General features: G+C 74.5%; 2 protein-coding genes. One reads left to right on the forward strand and one right to left on the reverse strand.

Annotation, left to right across the window (positions count from 1 at the left end; all coding sequences use genetic code 11):
- Positions 1 to 1,705: BTAD domain-containing putative transcriptional regulator (locus AB0M20_RS34690; RefSeq protein ID WP_364304613.1), on the reverse strand; the 1,705-nt coding region annotated here is incomplete at its 3' end.
- A gap of 132 nt (positions 1,706 to 1,837) precedes the next feature.
- On the opposite strand from AB0M20_RS34690, the gene AB0M20_RS34695 reads away from it, so the two are divergent.
- On the forward strand, positions 1,838 to 3,124 hold a 1,287-nt coding region (locus AB0M20_RS34695; RefSeq protein ID WP_364304615.1), incomplete at its 3' end, for a CocE/NonD family hydrolase.

Below are 3,124 nucleotides of genomic sequence, written 5' to 3' on the forward strand. Positions count from 1 at the left end.
GGACCGAGAACAGATGCGCCCGGGTCAGCTCGGCCAGCGCCGCGTCGGTTTCCGCCGGCGTGGCGCCGAGCAGCGCCGCGAGGGCGGGCCGGCCGAAGTCGGGGCCCGGATACTGCCCCGCGCGCCGGAACAGGGTCGCCGCCGGCGGCGAGAGCGCACGGTACGACCAGGAGAACACCGCCCGCGCGTCGGCCGACGGGTCGCCGGTGGCGAGGGCGTCCAGCCGGGCGTCGTCCAGCTCCCCGGCCAGCTTGTCGAGGGGCCGGTTGGGCCGGGCGAGGGCCCGGGCGGCGGCGATCGCCAGCGCGAGCGGCAGGTGACCGCACGCCCCGATGATCCGGTCGACGGCCTCCGGCTCGGCCGCGAGGCGGTGCTCGCCGAGCCGCCCGGCGAGCATCTGCCGCGCCTCGTCCAGGGACAGCAGGCCCAGCGTGATCAGATGCGCCCCGGCCGTGGCGATCAGACCGGTGAGCTGCGCCCGGCTGGTCACCACGGCCATGCAGCCGGGGGAGGCGGGCAGCAACGGGCGCACCTGATCGGCGTCGCGCGCGTTGTCCAGCACCACCAGCATCCGGCGGCCCGCGAGGATGCTGCGGAACAGCGCGGCCTGCGCGTCCATCCGCGGCGGGATGCGGCGCTCGGGCACCTCGAGGGCGTGCAGGAACTCACGCAGCGCCTCGTCGGGACGCATCACCGAGTCGGCGGCGTCGTAGCCGCGCAGATTCACGTACAGCTGGCCGTCCGGGAAACGACCGGCCACCCGGTGCCCCCAGTGCAGGGCGAGGGTGGTCTTGCCGATGCCGGCCGTGCCGTACACCGCCGAGATCACCACGGTGCCCGGCACCTCGCCGTCGAGCAGGCCGTCCAGGGTCGACACCTCGTGCACCCGCGCGGTGAACGATCGCGGCTCCGGCGGCAGTTCGCGCGGCACCCGGGCCGGCTTCGTCGCCTCCGGGACGGCCGCGGTGGACTCGCCGGCGAGGATCCGCTCGTGCAGCCGGCGCAGCTCCTCGCCCGGCTCGATGCCCAGCTCGTCGATCAGCAGCGCCCGGGCCCGCCGATACTCCGCCAGGGCGTCCGCCTGGCGGCCGGCGTTGTTCAGGGCCGTCATCAGCTGCCCGCGCAGCCGCTCGCGCAGCGGGAACCGCTCGACCAGCGCGGTGAGCTCGGCGAGGATCGCGCGGTCGTGCCCGAGCGCGATCTCCAGCTCGGCCCACTCCTCGACGGCCGCGCCGTGCTCCTCGTCCAGCGCCGCGGCGCGCTGCTGCACCAGCCGGCTCTCCACACCGGCCAGCGCCGGGCCACGCCATAGGTCGAGGGCAGCGCGCATCAGAGTGGCCGCGCGCTGCCGGTCGGCGCCGGTCAGCGCGCGGGCCTGCGCCATGTGCTCGGCGAAGAGCAGCGCATCCAGGTCGTGGCGGGCGACGTGCAGGGCGTACCCGGCCGGGTCGGTGACGATCAGGCCGACCGGCAGCCGGCGGCGCAGCCGGGAGACCGCGGTCTGCAGCTGGGCCTTGGCGGTGACCGGCGGATCGTCGTCCCACAGGGCGTCGACCAGGTCGGCGGCGGGAACGAGGCGGCCGGGGCGCAGCAGCAGCATGGCGAGCACGGTGCGCTCGCGTCCCGCGGTCACCTCGGCGCCGCTGACCTCCAGCGGGCCGAGCATCGCGAACCGCACCCGCGCCGCCTCATCGGCGTCCGTCACCTGTCCACCCCCGTCGACATCAGGGGTAAGCCTAATCGGTACCCATCAGATCGATGGAGGGCGATAAGCTCACCGGCAGTGCCGGCCACCGACGCCTGGTCCTTCGGACGGCACGGAGAATCCGAGGTGAAAGTGCGAAGCTCACGCGCCGTCCTTGCCGCCCTGACGACCCTCGCCGTCCTGCAGCCGGCCATGCCGGCGGCCGCGGCGCCGCCCGCCCCGACCGAGCCGGTGTACGACTACACCCAGGCGATCCGCGAGCGGGTCTGGGTGCAGACCACCGTGGACAGCGACTTCGACGGGCAGCGCGACCGCGTGGCCGTGCGGATCATCCGCCCGCGCGAGTCCGGCCCCCGCACCAAGATGCCGGCGATCTTCCAGGCCAGCCCGTACTACGCCGGCCTCAACGACGTGCCCAACCACGACGACATCGACCGCGACGGGCTGGCCCACGGCCTGGCCGCCCAGGGCGCGAACCGGGCCGACAACATCTTCTTCGGCGGCTACCTGGACAACTATTTCGTCCCGCGCGGCTACGCCGTGGTCTTCGCCGACAGCCTCGGCAGCGGCGGCTCGACCGGCTGCCCGACCTCCGGCGGCCGCAACGAGACGCTGGGCATGAAGGCGGTCGTCGACTGGCTGAACGGGCGGGCCCGGGCGTGGGACGAGGCCGGGGCGCCGGTCGCCGCCGACTGGTCCACCGGCCGCACCGGCATGATCGGGGTGTCGTACAACGGGACGCTGCCCAACGCCGTCGCCGCCACCGGCGTCGAGGGCCTCGAGACCATCGTGCCGATCGCCGCGATCTCCAGCTGGTACGACTACTACCGCGCCAACGGCGGCGTGGTCGCGCCCGGCGGGTTCCAGGGTGAGGACACCGACGTGCTGGCCAGGGCGGTGCTCACCCGGGCCGACCCCGAGGTGTGCGAGCCGGTGATGGACGCCATCGAACACGACCAGGACCGTGAGACCGGCGACTACAGCCCGTTCTGGGCCGAGCGTGACTACCTGCGCGACGTGGACAAGGTGCGGGCCAGCGTGCTGCTGGTGCACGGGCTGCACGACGACAACGTGCGCACCCTGCAGGCCGGTCAGTGGTGGGACGCCCTCGCGCGGCGCAACGTCCCCCGCAAGATCTGGCTGCACCAGGCCGGGCACAACGACCCGTTCTCGGTGCGCCGCGCCGAGTGGCTGGACACCCTGCACAAGTGGTTCGACCGCTGGCTCTACCGCGTCGACAACGGCATCATGCGCGAGCCGATGGCCGACGTCGAGGTGGCGCCGACGGTCTGGCGCACCTCCCGCACCTGGCCCCCGCCCGGCACCCGCACCACCGACCTGCGCCTCGGCGCCGAGCTGACCGCGCCGGCCGGCCAGGGCTCGTCCTTCGTGGACGACCCGGCCCGCACCGCCGCCGAC

Source organism: Actinoplanes sp. NPDC051633, from assembly GCF_040681735.1.
In the GTDB taxonomy this organism is placed as follows: domain Bacteria; phylum Actinomycetota; class Actinomycetes; order Mycobacteriales; family Micromonosporaceae; genus Actinoplanes.